Annotated in this window: 1 protein-coding gene and 1 pseudogene; one reads left to right on the forward strand and one right to left on the reverse strand. The window is 63.9% G+C overall.

Translation table 11 applies throughout. The annotated features are described in order from the left end of the window. Window positions 1-286: pseudogene (locus tag VMT30_03610) on the forward strand (integrase core domain-containing protein). Here VMT30_03610 and VMT30_03615 read toward each other — a convergent pair. After that, window positions 249-1,252 (reverse strand): IS630 family transposase (locus tag VMT30_03615; GenBank protein HVQ44027.1); only part of this gene is annotated, 1,004 nt, incomplete at its 5' end. The pseudogene VMT30_03610 and the gene VMT30_03615 sit on opposite strands and share 38 nt — an antisense overlap.

Genomic DNA, 1,252 nt, shown 5'->3' on the forward strand with positions numbered 1-1,252 from the left:
CTTCCGATGACAATTCGGGTCGACCAGGGAAGCCAGTTCACGTCGAAGGAGCTCGACCTATGGGCCTACGCAAATGGCATCACGCTCGACTTCACCCGACCAGGGGAGCCGACCGACAATGCCCATGCGAAGAGCTTCAACGCCATGTGCAACTGGAGTGCTTGGGCCGCACTGGTTCCTGGAGCTGGACGAAGCCCGCGAGAAGGTTGAAGAATGGCGAACCGAGTACAACGAAAGGCCTCGCGGGGCTAGTGGATTGACTCCAACACTTGCTTCCCACGCTTGACGGCGGCGAGGACGCGTTTGGGGTCGGCGGTCCAGACGAAGGGTTTGGGATCGGCGTTGGTCTCGGCCACGAAGCGGTTGATGGCGAGTTGCAGGTCGACGACGGATTGGAAGACGCCGCGCTTGAGACGCTGGCGTGTGAGCTTGGCGAAGAAGCCTTCAACGGCGTTAAGCCAGGACGCCGAGGTCGGGGTGAAGTGGAAGGTCCAGCGCGGGTGACGGGCCAGCCATCGGCGCACCCGCGGATGTTTGTGGGTGGCATAGTTGTCGACGACGGCATGGATCACTTTTCCCACCGGAACTTGCGCCTCGATCGTATTGAGGAAGCGGACGAACTCCTGATGGCGGTGACGCTGCATGTTGCGGCCGATGACAGTGCCGTCGAGGATGTTGAGAGCCGCGAACAACGTGGTGGTGCCGTGGCGTTTGTAATCGTGCGTCATCGTCCCAGCGCGGCCCGGCTTCATCGGCAGCCCCGGCTGGGTGCGGTCGAGCGCCTGGATTTGGCTCTTCTCATCGACCGACAGAACGACCGCATGGGCGGGCGGATCGACGTAGAGACCAACAATGTCCTTGAGCTTCGCCGCGAACTTCGGGTCGGTCGACAGCTTGAAGGTGCGAACGCGATGCGGCGCCAGTCGGTGCGCTTCGAGGATGCGTTGCACCGAACGCAGGCTCACGCCAGCCGCTTTCGCCAGCATCCGACCGGTCCAGTGGGTTGCATCGCCCGGTGGCGGGCCGAGCGTCAGATCGACCACCCGCTGCACGACGGTGGCGGGAAGCGGTTGCTTGCCGGGCTTGCGCGTCTTGTCGCGGGTGAGCCCGTCGACACCCTCGGCCATGAATCGCGCCTGCCATCGCCAGACCACGGGCTTCGATTTGCCGGAGCGGCGCATGATCTCAGCGGTACCGCAGCCCTCGGCCGTCGCCAGGATGATGTGGGCGCGCCATACATGCTTCTGCGGCG

The sequence above is a fragment of the Candidatus Saccharimonadia bacterium genome, assembly GCA_035544015.1.
In the GTDB taxonomy this organism is placed as follows: Bacteria; Patescibacteriota; Saccharimonadia; order UBA4664; family UBA4664; genus UBA5169.